Genomic DNA, 21541 nt, shown 5'->3' with positions numbered 1-21541 from the left:
CTGGGCATAACCGACAATTCCGACAAGTTTTCTTTGAAAAAATGAAAAAAAGACCTTGCAATTTTCATGCGTGAGTGATAAATTTTTGTGTAATAAAGAAATTAGTAGCTAAGGTTTAGTTATTACTTCTTTTTATAGTGTGCAAAACCTTCGGGGCGTGGTGAAATTCCACACCGGCGGTGATTCGAGCCCTACCATGGCTTCGATCAGTCCGTGACCCGTTGTGAAGCTAGCGGTACCTGACAACAGCTTCGCTACGGTTGACCTGGTGCAATTCCGGGACCGACAGTATAGTCTGGATGGGAGAAGGAAAATGCGAATGCCACATTCGCTTGCATGCTTGTACATTTTTTAACGTGAACAAAAATTCGGCAGGTCTGTCTTCAAAAAGGCAGTCGGGTCGGTCTTGTTTGATTTGATTAAAAATGCGACAAGCATACATGCTGAGTCTTATTCGTGTGATCTCAACAATCTCTGGCCCCCATCCGAACGCGGAAGGGGCTTTTTTGCATGAATGTAAGTGCTAACGAGGAAGGCGGTGAACAGCTATGCAGCTGTTGAACGACGAAGCTTATATGCGGCTAGCCCTGCAGTTGGCGGAGAGTGCGCTTGGTCAGACGGGCATTAATCCCGTTGTGGGCTGTGTACTCGTGAAAGACGGCCGCATCGTTGGCATGGGCGCTCATTTGAAGCGGGGCCAAGGCCACGCGGAAGTGCTGGCGTTGAACATGGCTGGCGAGGAAGCCAAGGGAAGCACAGCCTATGTGACTTTGGAGCCTTGCAGTCACTACGGCAAAACACCGCCATGCAGCGATCGTCTGATTGAAGCGGGCGTTGAGCGCGTCGTCGTTGCTGCGACAGATCCGAACCCGCTAGTAGCAGGGACGGGGATCGCTAAGCTTCGTGCGCATGGGTTGGACGTCATTGAAGGCGTGCTTGGGGACGAATCGATGAAGTTGAACGAAGCGTTTAACAAGTTTATCGTCTCGCGCATGCCGTTCGTGACGATGAAGACCGCGAGCACGCTCGACGGCCGCATCGCTTCCAAAACAGGCGACAGCAAGTGGATTACATCCCCTGCGTCGCGTGCTTTTGTTCATACCCTGCGCCATCGGCACCAGGGTATCCTCGTCGGCGTGGACACCGTCATCGCCGACGACCCGCAGCTGAGCACGCGAGGCGACGTACCGGCTGTGCAGCCGGTACGCATTATCGCGGACTCGCAGCTGCGAGTCCCGCTCGGCGCCCGCGTGCTCACGGAGCAGGATCGTCAGCCGACGATCCTGCTCGCGAGCGCCCAGGCGCCCGCAGAGCGGCGTGCCGCGCTGGAAGCGCGCGGCATCGAAGTGCTCACCTGCGGCGAAGGCCCGCAGGTGGATCTGACGCTCGCCATGCAGCAGCTGGGCGAGCGTGAGATCGGCTCCATCCTCCTCGAGGGTGGAGGTCGGTTGAACGGCGCCATGCTGGAGCGGCGCCTCATTGATAAGCTGGTGCTGATGTTTGCGCCGAAAATTATCGGCGGGGGCGCAGCAGCACCTGTGAACATCCACTTCGACGGCTTCGCGAAGATGGATGAGGCCATTACGCTCGACCGGGTGAGCGTCGAGCAGTTCGGACCGGATGTGTGCATCACCGGCTATCCGAGTTACAAGAGCTAGAGAATGGAGGAATGGCATGTTCACCGGCATTGTAGAAGAAATCGGCCACATGCGCCGCATTCATAGTGCAGGGCAAGCGATGGTCTTAACCATCGGCGCCAAAAAAATACTAGAAGACGTCCATCTCGGAGACAGCATCGCCGTGAATGGCGTGTGTTTAACCGTTATTTCATTCGATAGCGATTCGTTTTCCGTAGATGTGATGCCAGAGACGTATCGCAAGACGAATCTTCGCAAGCTGCAAAGCGGCACGCGTGTGAACCTGGAGCGGGCCATGGCAGCGAATGGTCGATTTGGCGGCCACATCGTGCAAGGACATGTAGATGCAACGGCAACGATCCTGTCACGCACACCGGAAGAGAATGCCGTGGTTTACCGGTTCGAGCCGGAAAATCCACACATTTTCCGATACATTATTCCAGGCGGTTCCATCACGATTGATGGCATTAGTCTCACGGTTGTGAATGTCACCGAAGGGGATGTGTCGGTTTCTATTATTCCGCATACCCTTGCGCAAACCGTTCTACATGACAAGAAAGCGGGAGACACGGTTAATATCGAATGCGATGTGCTTGGCAAATATATGGAGCGTCTACTCAAATTTGGTCCAGGTTTTTCATCGGAACGCACGACCTCTAAAAAAAGCACACTTACCGCTGACTTTCTGGCGGAGAATGGCTTCATGTAAGGAGAGATGATTATGGCGGAAGACATCCGATTCCATACAATAGAAGAAGCAATAGCCGATTTGAAATTAGGCAAAGTCATCATTGTTGTCGATGATGAAGATCGCGAGAACGAAGGCGACTTTATCGCGCTCGCAGACAAAACGACACCTGATGTCATCAATTTCATGATTCGCGAAGGACGCGGCCTTGTGTGTGCGCCAATCACGGAAGAGCGTGCGAGAGAGTTAGATTTACCACCGATGGTTGCTCGCAATACGGACTATCACGGTACAGCGTTTACGGTATCTGTGGACCATGTAGAGACAAGTACAGGAATTTCGGCACCTGAGCGTGCCCGTACCGTTCAAGGCTTGATCGATCCGTCAACGAAACCGCATGATTTCCGCAGACCAGGGCATATTTTCCCATTGATCGCTAAAAAAGGCGGAGTTCTCCGCAGAGCGGGTCATACGGAAGCTGCGATCGACCTTGCGATCTTGTGTGACTCTTATCCCGCTGGTGTCATCTGTGAAGTGATTAAGGAAGACGGCACGATGGCGCGTGTGCCTGATCTGATGGAAATTGCTGCGAAGCATGAACTTCGCATCATTACAATCCAAGACCTGATCCAGTATCGGAATCGTCAGGAAAATTTGGTGAAGCGCGAAGTGGAGGTTGACTTGCCTACCGACTTCGGAACGTTTAAAGCCATCGCCTATACGAATCAGTTGGACGATAAAGAGCACGTTGCCTTAGTGAAGGGCACTATCGATTCCAGCAAACCTACGTTAGTTCGTGTCCACTCGGAGTGCTTAACAGGCGACGTCTTCCATTCTCATCGGTGTGATTGCGGTCCCCAGCTCGAAGCCGCATTAAAACAGATTGATGAAGAGGGCAATGGTGTATTATTATATATGCGACAGGAAGGCCGCGGCATCGGTTTAATTAATAAACTAAAAGCCTACGTGCTGCAAGAGCAGGGATTAGACACCGTAGAAGCGAATATTAAGCTTGGATTTGCTCCAGACCTTCGGGATTACGGCATCGGCGCTCAGATTCTCAAAGATCTCGGCATTACGAAACTTCGTCTACTAACGAACAATCCGCGTAAAATTAAAGGACTTGAAGGCTATGGCATTGAAGTTGGCGAGCGTGTACCGATTCAGATGGCGAGCAAGAAGCATAATCGCAACTATTTGCAAACGAAGAAAGATAAACTCGGTCATATGTTAACTTTTATCGATTCAGGTAAAGACATATAAATACTTACCAATCAATGAATTCTATCCGTGTACAGAGAAAAGGAGATTCCAACCATGGCAACGATTTATGAAGGACATTTAATTTCGCAAGGTTTAAAATACGGGATCGTCGTTGGTCGTTTCAATGAATTTATTACGTCCAAATTGCTTGGCGGCGCGCAGGATGCGCTTAAACGTCACGGAGTCGAAGAGAACGAAATCGATATCGCATGGGTACCAGGCGCATTCGAACTTCCGCTGATTGCACAGAAAATGGCAGAAAGCGGAAAATATGATGCTGTGATTACCTTGGGTGCCGTTATTCGTGGGTCAACGCCTCATTTTGACTATGTGTGCAGCGAAGTGGCGAAAGGTGTTTCCGCGATCAACTTGAAAACTGGCGTGCCGACGATTTTCGGTGTATTAACAACAGATTCCATCGAGCAAGCGGTAGAACGCGCTGGAACGAAAGCAGGCAACAAAGGCTGGGAAGCGGCTGTTACTGCGATTGAAATGGCGAATTTGACGAAACAATTCTCTTCCTAATGCTTTCTTATTATCATCTGGAAACGTTGTTGCCTAGGCTGTTTGCGTTTCTGATTGCAATGACACTGCATGATTTCGTGCAAGCAGGCGTTGCTCAGTTGCTGGGAGACCCGACAGCCCGGAACAACAAACGATTCTCGCTGAACCCCTTGGCACATTTAGATGCCTTGGGGCTGGCGATGATTGTATTCGGTCCCTATGGCTGGTCGAAGCGAATACCAGTCAATCCCGACCATTTTCCCAAGTATCGCAAGCTGTCACTGACGTTGATTTATGCCGCGGGTCCACTCACAAACCTTGTGCTCGTTCTCATATTCTGGTGGCTTAATTTCTACTTGCCCGACCTGCTCGGTGCATCGGCAGAATCCATTGCACCAGAGCAATGGCGTGTTTATTTGCAATATTGTGTTATCGTTAACTTAATGATGGGTCTCCTTCATGTACTGCCTCTCTATCCATTAGACGGGTGGTTTATTGTAAGAGAATATCTATCCCCAGCCAAACAACGCTGGTGGCATCGGCAAGAGAAAAAAACACTTATTCTTGTAATCGTTTTATTGGTTACTCCAGCAGGGCAATGGCTGCTCAGTCATCTATATCCTTACGCTGTTCAATTCATTATGCATCTTTACTCACTATGACAAGGGGAAGAACGACATGAAGGTTACGTATAAGCTCGAAGCATTTGAAGGTCCCCTTGATCTATTGCTGCATCTGATTGATAAAAATGAACTCGACATTTACAATATTCCGATCAAAGAAATTACAGAGCAGTATCTAGGGTATGTACAAGCCATGCAGGAATTAGAGCTGGAAATTACTAGTGAGTTTCTTGTGATGGCCGCAACGCTCTTGTCGATTAAGAGTAAAATGCTGCTGCCCAAGCCGCCTGTTATTGAATTTGACGAATATTTTGATGATATGGATGACTCGTTAGACCCTCGTGCTGAACTTGTTGCGAAGCTGATTGAATACCGAAAGTACAAGTCGATCGCCGACATGCTGCGGGATAAAGAGGTTGAGCGTAGTCTTGTGTATACGCGGGAACCGGAAGATTTAACGCCTTTCTTATCGGATGTGCAGGAAAATCCAGTGGAAGGATTAGATGTCGCGGATCTTTTGTATGCTTTTCAGCGAACCTTACGGAAGCTCGTGAATCGTAACGTTGTTACCCGGATCAGACGCGATGAGATTTCTGTGAAGGAACGAATACGCGAGGTTGTCGAATTGCTTCAACTGAAAGGTGGAAAGCTGCTGTTTTCCAAGCTGTTTGACTATGAAATGACGCGCGAGGAAATCGTAGTAACTTTTCTGGCTATTCTTGAACTTATGAAAATGAAGAAGATCATGTGCTATCAAAACCAGTTGTTTGATGATATCGTCATTCACGCCAAAGAGGAGGGGACAGACCTTGACACTCAATTTCCAACAGATGAAATCAATTATTGAAGGACTTCTCTTTGCCTCTGGCGACGAGGGTCTCGATCTCAAGCAATTAGCTGAAGTGATGGAACTCGATACATACATCGTAAAAGATTTGTTGAAAGACATGCGCACCGATTTCAAACGTAAAGGCCGCGGCATTCAAATCGTTGAAGTTGCAGGCTCATACCAACTCACAACACTTGCGGAGCATGCGCCTTATTTTGAACGATTAGCCTATTCGCCATCACGGTCTTCGCTTTCTCAGGCAGCCTTGGAAACGTTATCGATCGTTGCGTATAAGCAACCAATTACTCGTGTGGAAATCGAAGAAATTCGCGGGGTCAAATGTGATCGCGCCCTTGCGACATTAACGAGCAAAGATTTAATTGTAGAGGTCGGACGTGCCGATGCTGTCGGGAGACCAATCTTGTATGGCACTTCCAAGCAATTTCTCGAGTATTTCGGACTCAGCTCCATTCAAGAATTACCGGATTCTGCTGACTTTCAAGGCAATTTCGATTTGGAAGAAGAAACACGAATGCTCTTTGATCGCTTAGGCGGGGATTCAAAGCAGCTGACATTGGAAGATGTCAATGATGAGCCGTTTGAGTAATGCCAAACATGCATTTCATTTCCTTTTAGGGTCATACTAACTCCATTGGCGAGAAGACTTCTTCTTGCAGATGGAGTTTTTTTGTTAAGGAGGCGTACGTGTTGTTATGGGTAGGAGTGGCCGCTGTGGTCATCGCAATCGCTGTCATTGTTGTTTTATGCAGCTTCGTTCGGGGAGAGTTTTACTTCTCAAGGGTTAAAGATAATGACACCCTCTCGGTTGAAGTACGGGGGCTTTTCGGTCTTATCCGTTATCGGTACGTCATTCCGATTATTCAATTCAAAGGCTTTGCTCAAGGGATTATGATTAAATCAGAGACGATTCGTAAATCCAGCAATGAATTGAAAGACGAAACGCGAGATCATATTACGAAGGATCGTGTGATAGCCTTTTATAAACAAGCGAAAGATGTTCTCGTGCACACCATGAATTTATATGGCTGGATGAAAATGACTCTGGCTAAAGTGGAGTGTACGGATTTGAAATGGATTACGCGCGTTGGTGTAGGCGACGCGCCTGAAACGGCGATAACAACTGGGGCTATCTGGGGAATTAAGTCATCCCTGCTCGGCTTTACGATCCGCTATGTAAATCTGGTCGCAAAGCCTAGAATTGATGTGATTCCGCAATATAATGAGAAGCAATTTGCAACGGAGTTTCGGTTTGCTGGACGTATACGAGTATGGTATGCCGTGACAGCGGGAGTTAGATTAATGTACCGCGCGTTAAAAGTGAAAGGCGGCATCCGCACTTGGATCCAATTTGTACTTAAAGCGAGAGCGAGATTTAAACCAGCTGCTTGAGCTGTACATAACCTATGTCTCTATGGGCACCCTAAAGCTGAACCATGATTAATCTTTTTGGATTCTAGAGCTTTCGAAGCCAGCTTAAGTGGCGAAAAACGCTAAGGAGGAATATGAAGATGTCCGAACACCCGATTCAAGGCCTTATGAAAGTCGCCATGGAGAATATCAAAGAAATGGTCGACGTGAACACAATTGTTGGTGACCCCGTCGAAACGCCTGACGGGTGTGTAATTCGCAAACGAACCATATAAAACCATGTATGGTTCGCAAACGAGACAATTGCTACATTAAACCCCTATAATTAGGTTCTATAGATATAAATAAAACACCCTTTGTAACTATTGCCTTTACAGATATTTTAAACTTTACTTATCTGTAGACTATAGTATGCAAAGGGTGGTTTAATTTGAATCAAGATTTGTTAAAAGTGAAAGTTAAGATGTTTGATATCGATTACATTGTTAGAACAGATTCACAAGGCGATGAAATGTATGTGAAAATGGCTAATGGGGAAGATTTGGACAAAATCAGCACTAATGAAATATTACTTTTTCTTGAAAAAAGTTCTTTCTCTAAGTTGATCGCAGAAAGTCCCGATCCAAATGAGTTGATAATTCAGAGGATGAACGATGGCGGCACTTTGATCGTTCAAGGAACTCCATCAATTGATAATTGTAAAATCTTTTTACGAACCTTGCTTCGTATGCAAAGAAGGATAAGAAGTTAGGAATAAATGTCTTTGTACAAACAAATGTTCCAATTCATTCAAAGAGAATGTATAATTATTACAATGAATGAATTGGAGGGATTCATACGATGTCCTACGATAATTACATAGAAGAATTAACAAACGATATTTCACTTTGTATAGAAAACATGGGTTGCCAGCCAATTTTGTTTGTGGGTTCAGGTCTTTCGAAGAGATATTTTAATGGTCCCAATTGGGAACAACTACTGAAGGAAATGGCTGCTCTTTGTCCTAGAATCGAAGCTGATTTCGTTTATTACAAACAGACATATAGAGAACTTGTCACAATAGGTAAAATATTCTCTGATGAGTTTCGAGAGTGGGCATGGAGGGATGGGAAGTCTTCGTTTCCAGAGGAATTATTTTCAGAAAATGCTCCTTCAGATATTTATATTAAACATAAAATAGCGGAATACTTTGGGGCAATTACACCCAAAAGATTAGAGGACATAACAAATGAACAAGTATTGAGGGAAATTAAATTATTACAAGAGATTATACCTCATGCACTTATTACCACCAATTATGACCCTTTTCTAGAAATAGTTTTTCCAGAGTATACCCCAATAATTGGTCAAAAAATTTTACGAACAAATCACGCTTCAATTGGAGAAATTTTAAAAATCCATGGTTGTATAACTAAGCCAGATAGTTTAGTGCTTACAACAGACGATTACGAGAATTTTGGTGTTAAAAAGAAGTATCTGAGTGCTAAGTTGCTCACATACTTTGCGGAGCATCCTTTATTGTTTATTGGATATAGCGCTGAAGATAGTAATATTAAAAGTATTCTTTCTGATATTGACGAAATAATATCTACAAACAACGAATTGATACCGAACATATACTTACTTGAATGGGATAAAGATATAGAACAAAAAGCATTACCTTCTAGGGAAAAACTCGTTTCAATTGATTCTCATAGAAGCATAAGAGTGAAAAGTATTGTAGCTGATTCATTTGAATGGGTATTCAAAGCTTTTGGTTCACAAGGACAGCTTGAAAAAGTTAATCCCAAGATTTTGAGATCTTTGCTGTCTAGAACTTACGATATGGTTAGATATGATATACCTAAGAAAACAGTCGAAGTTAACTATCAGGCATTAGAGAATGCACTGAACAATGAAGGTGAATTGGCGAAGTTATATGGCTTTACAACTGTGTCAGACCCAACCGCATTAAATGCAAATTACCCATACAACCTGACTCAGATTGGAGAATGTTTAGGTTACAATCACTGGAATCCAGCGAACCAATTGCTGGAGAAGATCAAGATGGAAAAAGGGGTCAATATTAAATCTAGTGATAATAAGTATCACATTCGAGTCAAAATAGGGAAGTCTTACTTTAGTAAGTACTCGGAATCGACTATTCCAATTCTTAAAGCGGTAAAAGAAGGACAACCATATTCAATTGAAATTTAAACTATTTCAAATAAATGGTTTCAACTTCTTTAATTAACAATGATGGACTTACATTTAATGCTTTTGATATGGAGAAAATAGTTGTTAAAGTTGGTTGTCTTTTTCCTCGTTCAAGCATGGAAATGTAAGTTCTATCTAAGCCAGAGTTAAAAGCCAATTCTTCCTGTGAAAAGTTATTGTCAATTCTATGCTTTTTTAATATTTCGCCAAGCCAATTCTTCCTGTGAAAAGTTATTGTCAATCCTATTCTTTTTTAATATTTCGCCAAAAATGGATTCTAGTTTCATAGGAGAAAAGTTCCTTTTTAGAACCATATTGACAACCGTTGTTACTAAAAACCACGGACTATAGTCTACATGTTTTCGGTCATAAATAAAATACATAAAGTAAAACCCTGCTGGGAACAATATTCTTGTAATCAACAAGTGAACAGGGAGGGTTTTAAGTGAGCGAACATCCAATTCAAGGTCTGATGAAAGTAGCAATGGAAAATATTAAAGAAATGGTAGACGTAAATACTATAGTAGGCGATCCAGTAGAAACCCCCGATGGCAGTGTTATCATGCCGATTTCCAAAGTAGGATTCGGTTTTGCAGCAGGCGGCAGTGAGTTTGTGACAGACTCCGAAATTGAGATCGAAAGCGGCTCAATTAACCGTGTCGATGCACTGAATGCTAAAGTCGCTCTTCCCTTCGGCGGCGGTAGTGGCGGCGGGGTGTCCATTACGCCTATTGCATTCCTTGTAGTAGGGAAGAGCGGTGTGAAGGTTGTGCCGTTGGATAACCAAACCCATATCCTAGAGCGTTTGATTGACTCTGCACCGCAGGTCGTTGACAAAATTCAAAGTATGATCAAGGGGATGTCTGCGAAGCCAGCTGTGACCCCGACAGGCGCCAGCACGGTCACCAACATTGAGAATCAGAATTTTATCGTCTAAGCTTTTGGTCATTATGAGCTGTCCTTGGAGGGCAGCTTTTTTCTATATGCGGCTATAAGGCGAAACCACCACGATAAAGAGTGCTCCTCACCATATAGATGGTGATGGGGTGCTCTTTTTTTTACCGCACGTTCCTATCAGAGCGTCATTCCTCCGCAGCATGAGCACCGAATTCACGGACATATCCCACGTCCGCTCGCATATACTTGTACAAAGTTTTGCCAGTTGAAAGTGAGCGAAATAGGCACAAGTCCGTATGTGTAGGGGGAAATCGAGACCGATGAAAACCAAAATGATGTTCATCTCCATGTGCTGTGCTTTACTTGGCTTGCTAGTCGTACCGTGGACCGATGTCCAAGCGGCGCCGCCTGCTTTTCATACAAATGCGGTTGGTGCCTCCTTAGTTGATGTGGCGTCAGGGCGTATCTTGTATAGCCAAAAAGGGGACACGCCTATGCGCATAGCTAGCTTGACCAAAATCATGACGGCCATCATTGCCATCGAGCAAGGTGACTTGAATAGCATGGTCAAAGTCAGCAAAAATGCTTTCGGCAAGGAAGGCTCCTCGATTTACTTAAAGCTGGGCGAAGAGATGCGGCTTCATGACATGCTCTACGGTCTGATGATGCGCTCAGGCAACGACGCGGCTACAGCGATCGCAGAGCATATTGGCGGCAGTGTGGAGGGGTTCGTCTATCTGATGAATGAGAAAGCGGTCAGCCTGGGCATGGATCATTCCCACTTCACGAATCCATCGGGGCTTGATGAAGGGGAGGGCCATCGCTCGAGTCCCAATGATATGGCGAAGCTTACAGCATACGCTTTGAAAAATAACGTTTTCGCTGAAATCGTCGCTACGAAGTTGAAGAAAGTTCCTAATCCGAATGAGACTTGGGACTATACGTGGCTGAACAAGAATAAGATGCTGTCCATGTTCGAGGGCGCTGATGGCGTCAAGACAGGTTATACGAAGCTGGCTAAGCGCACCTTAGTTTCGTCGGCGACGCGGAACGGTCAACAGCTTGTTGCCGTTACCTTAAATGATGGTGATGACTGGGCGGACCACGGCCGCATGCTCCAGTATGGCTTTACCTATTTTCCTCTTCAAACGCTGGTGAAAAAAGGGGATGCCATCGAAGGCACACCTTGGGTGGCCAGTCGTACCTTTCAATATCCGCTCGCAGATGGTGAAGCCGCTAGCTTAACGCATCAACTCAAGCAGGTGGATCCTCAGTCCACGGAATATCGATTATCCGAGCGAGGTGCGCTCCAAATCTCATTGAAAAACAAGCTAATTCAGACCATTCCGCTGTATGAGAAGACGAATCCATTGTTGCGGCAGCCAGAACAAACGACGTTTTCTTTTCAGCCAAGCAAGCCGTTTATGACAACCTTGCGGACACAGTATGGCTACATATGGCGCATGTTGGTTCAGGAGTTATTTCGTGTCTCTGGTTCTAATTGGGTGGATTAAGGAGAGCTTACTATGGTGAATTGGATCTGGTTGTTCTTTATCGTCGTTGGGTTTCTCGTTGCAGCGATCAATGGGGATGTGGAGTCAGTGACGCAGGCTGCATTTGATGGGGCTAAAAATGGGGTCACGGTTTGTTTTGGTTTGATCAGTGTGCTTGTGTTCTGGATGGGGATGATGCGCATCGCTGAAGATGCCGGGATTCTTGCCAAACTGGCTAGGCTTTTGCAGCCGGTTGTCCGTTTTCTTTTTCCAAGTATACCGAAAAATCATCCAGCCCTTGGCTACATCATGTCGAACATGAGCGCGAATATATTAGGGCTTGGCAACGCAGCAACGCCGATGGGCATTAAAGCGATGCAGGAGCTTCAAAAGCTCAATCCCAATAAGGATGAGGCAAGTACGGCGATGTGTACCTTGCTTGCCCTTAACACATCCAGCATTACGCTAATTCCCACTACATTGATTGCCATTCGAATGAATTTTAATTCCATGAATCCTGCGGAAATTGTAGGCACAACGTTGATCGCAACGATCATCTCGACGACTGCCGCGATCTTCGTTGATCGCTGGTATCGAAGGTCGCGTTCCCCCATCCCGCCATTGAAAGGATGATCCCGCATGTACGCACTCGTATCTCTCATCTCGGCGTGGGCCATTCCGATCATGATCGTGTTTATCCCGTTGTACGCCGCATATCGCAAGATTCCTGTTTACGAATCATTCGTTGAGGGTGCGAAGGATGGATTCGATACTGCGATCAAAATCATTCCGCATCTCGTCGGCATGATGGTCGCGATCTCCGTGTTTCGTGCCTCTGGCGCAATGGACATGCTCATCGGGTGGATGAGGCCCTTTTTCGAGAGCATCGGAGTGCCGACAGAGGTGCTCCCGCTGGCGATTTTGCGCCCGATTACAGGCGCGGGCTCCTTGGCTTTTACAACGGACCTGATCGAACAATTCGGGCCAGATTCCATGATTGGGCGGATTGCGTCAACCGTCCAAGGCAGCACAGATACGACCCTGTATGTGATTACGGTGTATTTCGGCGCCATCGGTATTCGGAAAGCAGGCTATGCGCTGAAAGTTGGCTTGATTTCTGATGCAGTAGGGTTCATTGCTTCGCTGGTGATCTGTTATCTCGTCTTTACCTGAGATGCCGCTTGAGATTTATGAGTAACTCCGTTATCATTAGTTTGAGGTGAAAGCGGATCATGGAAAGACTGCAAAAAGTATTGGCTGAAGCGGGTATCGCATCCCGCCGCAAATGTGAAGAAATCATTACAGCGGGACGTGTGCAAGTGAACGGTGAGGTTGTCACGACGCTGGGTGTGAAAGTAAATACAGCCCAAGACGAAATTAGGGTTGATGGACGTGCGATCGGTCAACAGAAGAAGATTTATGTGATACTGAATAAACCGAAGGGTGTTATCACAAGCGCTACTGATCCTGAAGGTCGGAAGGTCGTTACGGACTACTTGCCTGGGATTAAGGAACGGGTTTATCCAGTAGGCCGCTTGGATTATGATACAGAAGGCTTGCTTCTGCTCACAAATGATGGAGAGTTTGCGCATTTGCTCACGCATCCGAAGCATCACGTTCCTAAGACGTATCAAGCGACGGTGAAAGGTGTTCCGCACGGCACGTTATTAGATAAGTTAAAAGTGGGCATACAGTTAGAAGACGGGATGACAGCTCCAGCTGAAGTCGAATATGCGGATGTGAATATGGAGAAAAATGAGTCCATCATTCAGATTACGATCTATGAGGGCCGTAATCGACAAGTGCGACGGATGTTTGAATCGATTTCGTTTCCTGTGATCAAATTGAGACGGATTAAATTTGGTCCGATCTTCTTAACGGGACTGCCAAGAGCGAAGTATCGACACTTGACTCCTAAAGAAATTGAAGAGCTTCGGAACGAAGCGCTAAGGACACATAACGTTCAAAAAGGCCAATAAGAATTGGCCTTCTTTTCGTTATAATAAGGGTATAATTCGATATAAAAACTGACGATTGTCGACAAAGTGAAGGTGATTTACAGTGGGACGTAATAAGAAGTGGGTACAGATTGGTATTTTTACAATCGTGCTTATTATTGGCGTGTTTACGATTATTACAAATTTGTCTGCTTCAGACAGTAAGAAGTATCCTCAGCAAGGAGATAAAGCGACCAATTTCTCCTTAGTCGGGTTAGATGGCCAAACGCATGAGCTTTCAGACTATAAAGGTAAGCCTGTGCTAATGAATTTCTGGGGTACATTTTGTCCGCCGTGCAAAGAAGAAATGCCTGATCTTCAGAAGATGTATGATAAGTGGAAGAGTCAAGGGGTTGTTTTCTTAGAAGTCAATGTGGACAAGAATAAAGTAACGGTGCAAGGTTTCATGGATCAATATAAATTAAATATGCCAGTGCTGCTTGATGCGAACGAGGTTGTTCGGAAACAGTATGGTGTGATGGATTATCCAACGACATTCTTCATCGGGCCTGACGGCAAAATCGTCACGAAAAAAATCGGCCAAATGGACGAAGCTTTCATCGATGAGACGTTGTCCAAACTAAGCAAATCGTAATCTGATCTTGTGCTTAACGTTTTTAGGAGGTCATCATGTTCTACAATACCAAATGTGATTGCGGGCATCAGAACCCAACAGGCACAACGCTGTGTGAATCGTGTGGTAATCCCTTGATTGATGCGGATGGCAGAGACATTCTGGAAATGCGTTATGATGGCATGGCGCGCCGTTCACAGAAATCGAATCCGTCCTTATTGGATAAGGTATGGAATTTCTTTTCTTCCGTCAAAATAGCCGTATGGATTATCTTATTCACAACACTTGCTTCTGCAGTGGGCACGATTTTTCCGCAAGAGAACACATTTCTCGATATGGACCCAGCAGAGTACTATACGAAAAACTATGGCACGCTCGGGACCATTTATCATGCTCTAGGCTTTTCACACACCTTTAGCTCTTGGTGGTTTATCACGCTGCTCTTTATGATAGGGACATCACTAGTCATCTGCAGCTTAGACCGTGTACTTCCCTTGTATAGAGCGCTATCGAAGCAGCAAATTCGTAAACATCTTAATTTTCTAGTTAGGCAAAATGTAACGCTCGTGACGCAATTACCCCCTCAGACGGATGAAATTGCGTGGACAGAGCAGCTAGGCGCACACTTACGAAAGAAAAATTACCGCGTACATACGGACGGTTCAGCGCTGTTGGCCGAGAAATACCGATTCAGCCGATGGGGACCTTATATTAATCACATCGGACTTATTATTTTTCTGATTGGTGTATTAATGAGAAGTATTCCTGGGTGGCATATGGATCAATACATTGGGATCTTAGAAGGCGAGACAAAGCCGATCCCGCATACGTCCTATTACATCAAGAACGAGAAGTTTACGATTACGCTTTATGATGAGCAAGATATACCTGCAAGCATTAAAGCGAAAGGGCAAATCGTTCCGAAAACGTATGAGACCCAAGCTGTCCTTTATCATTGTACCGCCAATTGTGAGGCTACTTCAGGCACTCCCGTTCTGGAAGAGGTCAAGAAAGCGAATATCATCGTCAATCACCCGTTAGATTATAAGGGTTTGCAAGCCTACCAGTTTGATTATAAAGCGACACCGCTGTTGATCGCTGTGAAGCCAACGCTAAGTAATCCAACAACAGGTGAGACCTACGGAAGCTTTGATCTGCCGATGAATAATCCGAAGGATTCCTACCAAGTGGGACCTTATAAGCTGACACTGAAAGGATTTTACCCTGAATTCGGACTTGAGAAGGGTCAGCCGATTTCCAAGTCGAATGAACCGAAGGCGCCTGCTTTTATTTTTAGCATCACTGGTCCTGGTCTGGCTGAAAAGGGTGAACCTTATCTGTATTTCCCACGGCAAATCGATAAGGAAACCTTCTCGCAGGATACGATTAACGGCGCAATCAGCCAGAAACTGAAAATCGCGGTTGGTTCGATGGAGGGTGTTCAATTTGCCAACTATACGACGTATCTGAACATCCGGGTAGATAAAGCGATGCCTTATATCTGGGTAGGTGCTGCGATTTTTATGATCGGTGTCATCATGGGCTTCTACTGGCAGCATCGCCGTGTGTGGATACGCATTGATGACGGGAAGCTTACGCTAGGCGGCCACACGAATAAGAACTGGTTTGGATTGCGCAATGAAATTGCATTCGCGTTGATTAAAAATGGTTTGGAAGTTTCGCAGAAAACATTAGCAAATGGAGGAAACCAGGGGTGAACGTTAACTCTGTCAGCAGTACTTTTCTATTAATCGCTTTCTTCGTCTACCTGCTTGCGTTCTTTCTATTCGTCCTTTCCATTACCGGAAAGAGATGGAGTAACCGCGATCCTGAGGTACACACGAAGCAATGGGGCTTCGTTGCTTTTCTAACGTCTGTGTTCGGCTTTGCCTGCCATGTGACGTTCTTCTTTACACGCTGGGCCGAAGGGGGCCATATCCCGACGTCCAATATGTATGAATTTATGACATTCCTCGGTATGATGATTATGTGTGCGTTTTTGATCGTCTACCTGATTTACCGGACGCCCGTACTTGGGGTATTCGCGTTGCCAATAGGCTTCATTATTATTGCTTATGCTTCTGTATTCCCAAGTGAAGTGCAGCCGTTAATTCCAGCTTTGCAAAGCTATTGGCTGAAAATTCACGTGACGACAGCTGCAACTGGGGAAGCCTTCTTCGCAGTCGGTTTCGCGGGCGGTTTAATGTACTTGCTTCGCGCAGTTGATTACAAAGGAACCTCTAAAGCGGACAAGCGGGAACAACGAGGTGTAGAACTTACCCTGTTTTTCATCCTGATGCTGATCGCCTTTATCGCTTCGATTTTTACATGGAATGGATCAGGGTATAAAGCGGTTTTCTCCAAAGATGTCGTAACAACCGTTGAGGGCGTTCAACAGACCATACAACAAAAAGAAACGTATGTACTACCTCCAATTGTTAAACCGTACGAAACGGAAGTCGTAGAAATGAAACCGTTCCTCGGGATGACAGAGCCTTTATTCACGGCGCCATCCTGGATGGAAGGGGCAAGCGCTGGTCGTAAGCTGAATACCGTTATCTGGTCAGTGCTCGGCGGACTTATCCTGTATGGCCTTGCACGTCTCGTGGTGCGCAAGCCGTTAGGAGCAGCAGTCGGACCGATCGTGAAGGGGATGGACCCCGAAGATCTGGATGAAATCAGCTATCGCGCAATTGCGATTGGTTATCCGATATTTACCTTGGGCGCATTGATCTTTGCGATGATTTGGGCGCAGGAAGCTTGGGGCCGATTCTGGGGCTGGGATCCGAAGGAAGTATGGGCCTTGATCACGTGGCTATTCTACGCGGTATTCTTGCATCTTCGCCTCTCCAAAGGCTGGCAAGGCAAGAAATCCGCCTGGTTAACGGTGATCGGATTTATTGTAGTAATGTTTACATTAGTGGGTGTGAACTTGGTTATTGCCGGACTTCACTCCTATGCAGGAGTTTAATCGCTTAGAACTTGTAGAGAGGGATGTGACAAGCCATGGAATTGAAGCCTAGTATTCTTGTTGTCGATGATGAAGAGCGTATTCGGCGCTTGCTTCGGATGTATTTGGAGAAAGAAGGCTATCTCATTGAAGAAGCTGAGGATGGCGAATCTGCATTGCGTATGGCGACAGAAACCGATTATGATCTCATCTTGTTAGACGTAATGCTGCCAGGCATCGATGGCATAGAAGTGTGTGCGCGCCTACGTCAAGTGAAATCGACGCCTGTCATCATGTTGACGGCCAAAGGCGAAGAGACGAATCGGGTAAGCGGGTTTGAAGTAGGGGCAGATGACTATGTTGTGAAGCCATTCTCGCCTCGTGAAGTGATTTATCGTGTGAAAGCTATTTTGCGCCGCTCATCGGCGACGGCATACCTATCCAAGGATGCAAGCTCCAGCAATAACATCGTGTTTCCGAACTTGATCATCGAGCATGATGCGCATCGGGTAACAGCAGGCGGTCAAGAGGTAGCCCTTACACCGAAAGAGTATGAATTGCTGCATTATTTGGCTGTATCGCCAGATAAGGTGTTCTCTCGCGAGGAGTTATTAAAGGATGTCTGGAACTACGAGTTCTTCGGTGATTTGCGAACGGTCGACACGCATGTGAAGAGGCTTCGTGAAAAATTAAACAAAGTATCCCCTGATGCTGCAGCAATGATTACAACTGTGTGGGGAGTAGGCTATAAGCTAGAGGTACCTAAATAAGTGTTTATTTTCAGAAGTATTGTCGGTAAACTGTGGTTAACGATTATTGGCCTAGTTGGGGTTGTACTGCTCATACTAGGTTTTTTTCTTGTCAATTATATGGAAAATTATTTCTCACAGGCGACGAATCAAAGAGAGCATATGCAGGAGATGGCGGTCAAATTTTCAGAAGAAGCTACGCAGCATATGTACAATGAACAGTTTTATAAATTAAGCAATGAACTGCTTAGCTTTCAAGATTCACGCATGCTGGTCATTTCGAAGGACATGGAAGAAATGGACATACCTGCAACGCCCGGAAGTAAACTGGCTAATTTTCATGTTGCTGATTTCTATCAGACGAATGAATTGGCACCCGTCTTTGGTGGACAGAGTATCTACAAGACAGTGAATAAGACAGGCGCAGGACGTCTTGGCTCTGGTGAAGAATACCTCGTAGTGGCGGTGCCGCTTTACAATCTGGAAGGCGGTATTGTAGGAGCTACGCTCCTGTATCAGTCCTTGCAATCGCTGGAAGCTACTCAGTCCTATATGCTCCGATTATTCGTCTACGTGTCGATTGTTGGCTTTCTGATGACAACGTTCTTCGCCTTCTTCTTGTTCTCACGCATAACGAGACCGCTTCAGCAGTTGAAGAAAGCAGCGGACTTCATCACACAAGGGGAATATGGTACGCGGGTCCCGATTTTGTCTAAGGATGAGATTGGTGAGCTCGCCAAGACGTTTAATCACATGGGGGAAAAAATGCAGGACAGCATCCATGCGCTCAGCCAGGAGAAAGAGCACCTGTCGAGTATTCTGCGCAGTATGACCGATGCGGTGATAACGCTGGATGTGAATGGCTTCGTCATGTTAAGTAATCCGCAGGGCGAGAAGATCGTAGAAGAGTGGAGCACCATTGCATGGTCCGAGGACGAGGGTGAGCCAAGACGCTTCCCGATGCCTGACCGCTCACTGGGAGATTGGGGTTTGATGAGCTTTACGAATCCGTATTCGAGTCCAATTCCAGTACCCTTGATTCCACTCTTCGAGGCGGTGGTCGATGAGTCGTCAGAGGCTGTTACGAAGCTTCATGTGCAAAATGGGGTGTGGTCCGTCGCGATGACACCGCTCTACTCTCTGAACCAAGTGCGCGGCGCGGTGGCCGTTCTCCGTGATATCACGGAGGAGGAACGGCTTGATAAGCTGCGCAAAGATTTCGTGGCGAACGTCTCGCATGAGCTGCGTACGCCGATCTCCATGCTGCAGGGCTATAGTGAAGCCCTGCTCGATGATATTCCCTCCACGCCGGAGGAGCGCGTGGAGCTCGTGCAGGTCATCCACGACGAGTCGCTCCGCATGGGGCGCCTCGTCCGTGACCTGCTCGATCTGGCTCGGATGGAGGCCGGCCATCTCGAGCTGAGCTTCAGGGAGGTCGAAGTCGACTCCCTGGTGAAACGCATGCACCGCAAATTCGCGGTGCTGGCCAAAGAGCGCGGCATCGCGCTAAGCGTGTCGCTGCCTGCTGAACCCCTCATCCTGCAGCGTGCGGATGAGGATCGGTTGGAGCAGGTGCTGACGAACCTGCTCGACAATGCCTTCCGGCATACGGCCGCTGGGGCGCGTATTGCCATGCTGGCGGAGCCCGGCCTCTACAAGGATCGGCCTGCCATCCGCATCGAAATCGCAGACGAGGGGAAAGGGATCCCCGCCGAAGACCTGCCCTTCATCTTTGAGCGCTTCTACAAGGCGGATAAAGCGCGTACGCGCGGATCTTCGGGCGGAACGGGGCTTGGGTTAGCCATCGTCAAGAACATCATTGACTCTCACCAAGGCAGTGTAACTGTGCAAAGTGTATGGGGCCAAGGAAGCACATTTACGATCTGGCTGCCCGTGAGCACAAATAACTAAGGATAGTGCGAATTTCGACATAAGAAGAGGCGATTACTCCGTTGGCACGGGGTAATCGCCTTTATTTTGTAGAATATTCAGACAAAATCTTGTTGTTCGTGAAACAATTTGTGCTTATTAGAGCGTTAGAGCGCGAACATTAACGATTTCATCTTGTTTAGAAAGTTCAGACAATACGTCAGTAGGAGCTGTTTTATCAATTGTAAGTACCATGATTGCGGAACCGCCGATAACTTTACGACCCACTTGCATTGTTGCAATGTTGACTTGATTGTTACCAAGCAGCGTACCAACGCGTCCGATAATACCAGGCTTATCATTGTGAGAGATTAACAGCAAGTTGCCTTCAGCAGCGAAGTCAACTGGGTATTGATCGATACGAACGATACGCTCGCCGTAGCCTGCAAGCAATGTACCTGCAAGAGTTTTTTCTTCTTGCTTCGTTTTCACCGTTACAGTTACGAGATTCGTAAAGTCATTCGCGGTGTTCGATGTTTGAACAACGATGTTAACGCCGCGTGATTTCGCAAGGTGCATCGCATTAATGATATTTATAGATTCCAATTGATTTTCGAAAATACCTTTGACGATATAACGCGTTAACGGGCTTGTGTCGACATCGATTAATTCGCCAGCGTAATTCACAACGATTTCAGCAACAGCGCCTTGTGCGATTTGACCAAGTACAGAACCGATTTTCTCGCCCAGACGGAAATACGGCTGCAATTTGTTCAGCACGTTAGCTGGAACTGGAGGCAAGTTGACCGCATTTTTGAAAGGCTCATTGCGAAGGATGTGAAGCACTTCTTCGGAGACGTCGATCGCAACATTTTCTTGCGCTTCGATTGTTGATGCGCCAAGATGCGGAGTTACGATAACTTTTGGATTATTTAAGAATGGGTGATCCTTTTGTGGCGGCTCTACTTCGAATACGTCGAATGCTGCGCCAGCAACGATGCCTTGATCGATCGCTTCAACTAATGCCAATTCATCAATAATGCCGCCGCGCGCGCAGTTGATAATGCGAATGCCTGGTTTCATCAATTCGAATTGCGTCTTACCAATCAAGTGGCGAGTTTCTGGTGTAAGTGGCGTATGAACCGTAATGAAGTCAGCTTGAGCAGCGATTTCGTTTACAGTTCCCAGCTTAACGCCCATTTTCTCAGCGCGTTCTTCCGTTAAGAATGGGTCATACCCGATAACTTCCATGCCAAATACTTTCGCGCGTTTCGCAACTTCGCTTCCGATCCGTCCCATGCCTAGAATACCAAGCGTTTTGTTGCGCAACTCAACACCGATAAATTTACGATCCCACTCGCCGCCAACTGTTTTCTTGTAAGCTTGCGGTATCATACGAGCAGTTGCCATCATCATAGCGAAAGTAAGCTCGCAAGTCGCGATTGTATTTCCGTCTGGTGCGTTGATGACGATGATACCGCGCTTCGTTGCTGCCTCCAAATCAATATTGTCGACACCTACACCTGCGCGGCCAATCACTTTCAACTTCGTGCCAGCTGTCATGATTTTTTCGGTTACTTTGGTTTGACTACGAACTAGCAGGGCATCATACTCACCAATAATTGCGATGAGTTCGTCCTCGGATAGACCTGATTGCTTCACCACTTCAACGTCGGCTGCATCATAAAGCATTTGAATTCCCATGTCACTAATTGGATCGGATACTAGAACTTTGTACATAATTCGGTTCCTCCTTAGATTTGAACATAAAAAAACTCCCAGCCCTCGGACACAGACAGTTAGCCTGTAGCCAAAGGGACGAGAGATTGCTTTCGTGGTACCACCCTAGTTCGCTGCTCATTCGCATGAGAAGCCTCATTGGT

General features: G+C 46.4%; 22 protein-coding genes, 1 pseudogene, 1 riboswitch and 1 other annotated feature (1 of these 25 running past the window's edge). Of the genes and pseudogenes, 21 read left to right on the top strand and 2 right to left on the bottom strand.

Translation table 11 applies throughout. From position 1 onward, the window contains the following. The first annotated feature begins 142 nt into the window (after nucleotides 1-142). A riboswitch (FMN riboswitch) is annotated at nucleotides 143-315 on the top strand. A gap of 233 nt (nucleotides 316-548) precedes the next feature. The 11 genes and pseudogenes from ribD to MJB10_RS15285 all read left to right on the top strand — a co-directional run bounded on the left by ribD (nucleotide 549) and on the right by MJB10_RS15285 (nucleotide 9129). After that, nucleotides 549-1658 carry a bifunctional diaminohydroxyphosphoribosylaminopyrimidine deaminase/5-amino-6-(5-phosphoribosylamino)uracil reductase RibD gene (gene ribD / locus MJB10_RS15335; RefSeq protein ID WP_314795978.1) on the top strand — a complete coding sequence of 370 codons (1110 nt, stop codon included), beginning with the start codon at nucleotides 549-551 and terminating at the stop codon, nucleotides 1656-1658. Nucleotides 1659-1674: 16 nt separating this feature from the next. Beyond that, a complete protein-coding gene (gene ribE, locus MJB10_RS15330; RefSeq protein ID WP_314795977.1) occupies nucleotides 1675-2346 on the top strand; it encodes a riboflavin synthase in 672 nt (223 codons plus the stop codon). A gap of 12 nt (nucleotides 2347-2358) precedes the next feature. Beyond that, entirely contained in the window at nucleotides 2359-3588 is a 1230-nt protein-coding gene (locus MJB10_RS15325; protein ID WP_314795975.1) for a bifunctional 3,4-dihydroxy-2-butanone-4-phosphate synthase/GTP cyclohydrolase II, read from the top strand. Nucleotides 3589-3642: 54 nt separating this feature from the next. Next, nucleotides 3643-4113 carry a 6,7-dimethyl-8-ribityllumazine synthase gene (gene ribH / locus MJB10_RS15320; protein WP_314795973.1) on the top strand — a complete coding sequence of 157 codons (471 nt, stop codon included), beginning with the start codon at nucleotides 3643-3645 and terminating at the stop codon, nucleotides 4111-4113. Beyond that, nucleotides 4113-4754, top strand: coding sequence for a site-2 protease family protein (locus tag MJB10_RS15315; protein WP_314795971.1), 642 nt, complete (start codon nucleotides 4113-4115; stop codon nucleotides 4752-4754). Before ribH ends, MJB10_RS15315 begins: the two co-directional genes overlap by 1 nt. 16 nt (nucleotides 4755-4770) lie before the next feature. Then, nucleotides 4771-5562 (top strand): segregation and condensation protein A, encoded by a 792-nt coding sequence (locus MJB10_RS15310; protein WP_314795969.1) that lies wholly within the window; start codon nucleotides 4771-4773, stop codon nucleotides 5560-5562. After that, nucleotides 5546-6151 (top strand): SMC-Scp complex subunit ScpB, encoded by a 606-nt coding sequence (scpB, locus tag MJB10_RS15305; protein WP_314805660.1) that lies wholly within the window; start codon nucleotides 5546-5548, stop codon nucleotides 6149-6151. Before MJB10_RS15310 ends, scpB begins: the two co-directional genes overlap by 17 nt. Nucleotides 6152-6249: 98 nt before the next feature. After that, a complete protein-coding gene (locus tag MJB10_RS15300) occupies nucleotides 6250-6954 on the top strand; it encodes a DUF2953 domain-containing protein (RefSeq protein WP_314795967.1) in 705 nt (234 codons plus the stop codon). A gap of 119 nt (nucleotides 6955-7073) precedes the next feature. Continuing rightward, nucleotides 7074-7190: pseudogene (locus MJB10_RS15295) on the top strand (sporulation protein YtfJ); the annotation flags it as partial. A gap of 173 nt (nucleotides 7191-7363) precedes the next feature. Further along, a complete protein-coding gene (locus MJB10_RS15290) occupies nucleotides 7364-7684 on the top strand; it encodes a hypothetical protein (RefSeq protein ID WP_314795965.1) in 321 nt (106 codons plus the stop codon). Nucleotides 7685-7773: 89 nt separating this feature from the next. Then, nucleotides 7774-9129: an SIR2 family protein gene (locus tag MJB10_RS15285; protein ID WP_314795963.1), complete on the top strand. Its 1356-nt coding sequence runs from the start codon at nucleotides 7774-7776 to the stop codon at nucleotides 9127-9129. A 1-nt stretch (nucleotide 9130) separates the two neighbouring features. On the opposite strand, the gene MJB10_RS15280 is transcribed toward MJB10_RS15285, so the two are convergent. Continuing rightward, a complete protein-coding gene (locus tag MJB10_RS15280; protein ID WP_397386637.1) occupies nucleotides 9131-9331 on the bottom strand; it encodes a helix-turn-helix domain-containing protein in 201 nt (66 codons plus the stop codon). Between the two features lie 243 nt (nucleotides 9332-9574). Between MJB10_RS15280 and ytfJ the strand changes: the two genes are divergently transcribed. The 10 genes from ytfJ to MJB10_RS15230 all read left to right on the top strand — a co-directional run bounded on the left by ytfJ (nucleotide 9575) and on the right by MJB10_RS15230 (nucleotide 19700). Beyond that, nucleotides 9575-10066, top strand: a complete 492-nt coding sequence (ytfJ, locus tag MJB10_RS15275; RefSeq protein ID WP_314795961.1) for a GerW family sporulation protein — start codon at nucleotides 9575-9577, stop codon at nucleotides 10064-10066. Nucleotides 10067-10346: 280 nt separating this feature from the next. Beyond that, on the top strand, nucleotides 10347-11540 hold the full coding sequence (locus MJB10_RS15270) for a D-alanyl-D-alanine carboxypeptidase family protein (protein ID WP_314795959.1): 1194 nt from the start codon (nucleotides 10347-10349) through the stop codon (nucleotides 11538-11540). A gap of 12 nt (nucleotides 11541-11552) precedes the next feature. Beyond that, entirely contained in the window at nucleotides 11553-12152 is a 600-nt protein-coding gene (locus MJB10_RS15265; RefSeq protein WP_314795957.1) for a nucleoside recognition domain-containing protein, read from the top strand. 6 nt (nucleotides 12153-12158) lie between these two features. Further along, entirely contained in the window at nucleotides 12159-12692 is a 534-nt protein-coding gene (locus tag MJB10_RS15260; RefSeq protein WP_314795955.1) for a spore maturation protein, read from the top strand. 59 nt (nucleotides 12693-12751) lie between these two features. After that, complete coding sequence (locus tag MJB10_RS15255; RefSeq protein WP_314795954.1) at nucleotides 12752-13498, top strand: pseudouridine synthase; 747 nt, start codon at nucleotides 12752-12754, stop codon at nucleotides 13496-13498. A gap of 82 nt (nucleotides 13499-13580) precedes the next feature. Beyond that, entirely contained in the window at nucleotides 13581-14111 is a 531-nt protein-coding gene (resA, locus tag MJB10_RS15250) for a thiol-disulfide oxidoreductase ResA (protein ID WP_314795952.1), read from the top strand. 35 nt (nucleotides 14112-14146) lie between these two features. Continuing rightward, nucleotides 14147-15808, top strand: coding sequence for a cytochrome c biogenesis protein ResB (gene resB / locus MJB10_RS15245; RefSeq protein ID WP_314795949.1), 1662 nt, complete (start codon nucleotides 14147-14149; stop codon nucleotides 15806-15808). After that, entirely contained in the window at nucleotides 15805-17061 is a 1257-nt protein-coding gene (gene ccsA / locus MJB10_RS15240; protein WP_314795947.1) for a cytochrome c biogenesis protein CcsA, read from the top strand. The genes resB and ccsA overlap by 4 nt, the downstream gene beginning before the upstream one ends. Before the next feature lie 35 nt (nucleotides 17062-17096). Then, the gene (locus MJB10_RS15235; protein WP_314795945.1) at nucleotides 17097-17810 is read left to right on the top strand and encodes a response regulator transcription factor; all 714 of its coding nucleotides are present in this window, start codon (nucleotides 17097-17099) and stop codon (nucleotides 17808-17810) included. Next, nucleotides 17811-19700: an ATP-binding protein gene (locus MJB10_RS15230; RefSeq protein ID WP_314795944.1), complete on the top strand. Its 1890-nt coding sequence runs from the start codon at nucleotides 17811-17813 to the stop codon at nucleotides 19698-19700. Nucleotides 19701-19817: 117 nt separating this feature from the next. Here MJB10_RS15230 and serA read toward each other — a convergent pair whose 3' ends face one another. Then, nucleotides 19818-21398 carry a phosphoglycerate dehydrogenase gene (gene serA, locus MJB10_RS15225; RefSeq protein WP_314795942.1) on the bottom strand — a complete coding sequence of 527 codons (1581 nt, stop codon included), beginning with the start codon at nucleotides 21396-21398 and terminating at the stop codon, nucleotides 19818-19820. Between the two features lie 71 nt (nucleotides 21399-21469). Then, nucleotides 21470-21541 (bottom strand) — a binding site (T-box leader) (it continues 160 nt past the right edge of the window).

The organism is Paenibacillus sp. MBLB1832 (assembly GCF_032271945.1).
Lineage (GTDB): Bacteria > Bacillota > Bacilli > Paenibacillales > NBRC-103111 > Paenibacillus_E > Paenibacillus_E roseopurpureus.
The sequence above is the reverse complement of the archived record's forward strand: the minus strand, read 5'-3'. Positions and strand labels throughout refer to the sequence as shown.

What these genes read in the sequence shown, in the direction of transcription:
- ribD (WP_314795978.1), top strand. Translation starts at nt 549, where the DNA reads ATGCAGCTGTTGAACGACGAAGCTTATATGCGGCTAGCCCTGCAGTTG.
- ribE (WP_314795977.1), top strand. Translation starts at nt 1,675, where the DNA reads ATGTTCACCGGCATTGTAGAAGAAATCGGCCACATGCGCCGCATTCAT.
- MJB10_RS15325 (WP_314795975.1), top strand. Translation starts at nt 2,359, where the DNA reads ATGGCGGAAGACATCCGATTCCATACAATAGAAGAAGCAATAGCCGAT.
- ribH (WP_314795973.1), top strand. Translation starts at nt 3,643, where the DNA reads ATGGCAACGATTTATGAAGGACATTTAATTTCGCAAGGTTTAAAATAC.
- MJB10_RS15315 (WP_314795971.1), top strand. Translation starts at nt 4,113, where the DNA reads ATGCTTTCTTATTATCATCTGGAAACGTTGTTGCCTAGGCTGTTTGCG.
- MJB10_RS15310 (WP_314795969.1), top strand. Translation starts at nt 4,771, where the DNA reads ATGAAGGTTACGTATAAGCTCGAAGCATTTGAAGGTCCCCTTGATCTA.
- scpB (WP_314805660.1), top strand. Translation starts at nt 5,546, where the DNA reads ATGAAATCAATTATTGAAGGACTTCTCTTTGCCTCTGGCGACGAGGGT.
- MJB10_RS15285 (WP_314795963.1), top strand. Translation starts at nt 7,774, where the DNA reads ATGTCCTACGATAATTACATAGAAGAATTAACAAACGATATTTCACTT.
- MJB10_RS15270 (WP_314795959.1), top strand. Translation starts at nt 10,347, where the DNA reads ATGAAAACCAAAATGATGTTCATCTCCATGTGCTGTGCTTTACTTGGC.
- MJB10_RS15265 (WP_314795957.1), top strand. Translation starts at nt 11,553, where the DNA reads ATGGTGAATTGGATCTGGTTGTTCTTTATCGTCGTTGGGTTTCTCGTT.
- MJB10_RS15260 (WP_314795955.1), top strand. Translation starts at nt 12,159, where the DNA reads ATGTACGCACTCGTATCTCTCATCTCGGCGTGGGCCATTCCGATCATG.
- MJB10_RS15255 (WP_314795954.1), top strand. Translation starts at nt 12,752, where the DNA reads ATGGAAAGACTGCAAAAAGTATTGGCTGAAGCGGGTATCGCATCCCGC.
- resB (WP_314795949.1), top strand. Translation starts at nt 14,147, where the DNA reads ATGTTCTACAATACCAAATGTGATTGCGGGCATCAGAACCCAACAGGC.
- MJB10_RS15235 (WP_314795945.1), top strand. Translation starts at nt 17,097, where the DNA reads ATGGAATTGAAGCCTAGTATTCTTGTTGTCGATGATGAAGAGCGTATT.
- serA (WP_314795942.1), bottom strand. Translation starts at nt 21,398, where the DNA reads ATGTACAAAGTTCTAGTATCCGATCCAATTAGTGACATGGGAATTCAA.